2 protein-coding genes are annotated in these 1001 nt (G+C 27.5%); both read right to left on the bottom strand.

The window, feature by feature from the left end:
- The coding region (locus G413_RS11610) for a hypothetical protein (RefSeq protein WP_037614919.1) at positions 1-369 on the bottom strand (369 nt) is incomplete at its 3' end.
- 29 nt (positions 370-398) lie between these two features.
- Positions 399-908 carry a hypothetical protein gene (locus tag G413_RS0110505; protein WP_147285007.1) on the bottom strand — a complete coding sequence of 170 codons (510 nt, stop codon included), beginning with the start codon at positions 906-908 and terminating at the stop codon, positions 399-401.
- Between the last annotated feature and the right edge of the window lie 93 nt (positions 909-1001).

Genomic DNA, 1001 nt, shown 5'->3' with positions numbered 1-1001 from the left:
TCCGTTGTTTCTTTTATTTTGAAAATATGGCAAAAATCCCCATAGTGTTGATGGAATCCCTATTACTATTAAATATAATGGTCCAAAAATAAGGGATTGAATTGTATGACCATATTCGTGAACTAAAAGCCTTTTACTTAATTCTTCATCTGGTATTTTATTTTTTTTTCTTTTATCTTTCATCGGATTAGTTGTTGTAAAGACGAACATTCCCAAAGATACACTTGAAGGAACATTTCTTTCAGTAATAATTGCACCGTGATAAAAATAATGTTTATTTTTTATATTAATTAAAAATACTATAAATCCTAACAATGTTTGTGGCAATCCCCAAGTGCATTGAATTAATATATATATTACATTTTTCATAACTAACTCCAATCTACAACTAAGGATTTTCAAACCATCTTACTCATTATTAAAGCAATAATTAAAGCAATTATTGCAAATCCAACTATGGTTCCCAGCCATTTAACTATTTTCATTTTTGTAGGAATATAAGGTTTTAATTCTTCTGTATTGGGTATATCCCACGCTTTTGTATGTTCTACCCAGTACCAGTCAACAAAAAATCTATCAAATAGTCCCATTATATACATTATTAATAAACTTTGAATAAAAATATCTCCAAACTCTCTTGCACCATTTATATAGCAAACCATCAATGGCACAAGAATAAAACAAGGCAAGTATAAAACTATAATTGATATAATGGTTTGTTTCTTTATTTCTTTTTGAGTAGTATATCCTAATTTTATTGCTTTTTCTTGAACATTCTTTTCGTAAAACACAGTAAATTTTTCAGGACCATTTGCTATACCAATAACACAAAACATTAAAAGTATAAAACATAATACTATACCTTCCATTAGAATTAACATTAAAATCAACTCACTTTCAAATTCCAATTTTCCAATTTAACAAACTTGAATTTGACTTTCCTATTTTCTTAAAATCTCATGTGGAGCTTCTATTTCATTTGCCAAGGTATGCTCTGTTAA

Source organism: Faecalicoccus pleomorphus DSM 20574 (genome assembly GCF_000420345.1).
Taxonomy (GTDB): domain Bacteria; phylum Bacillota_I; class Bacilli_A; order Erysipelotrichales; family Erysipelotrichaceae; genus Faecalicoccus; species Faecalicoccus pleomorphus.
The sequence above is the reverse complement of the archived record's forward strand: the minus strand, read 5'-3'. Positions and strand labels throughout refer to the sequence as shown.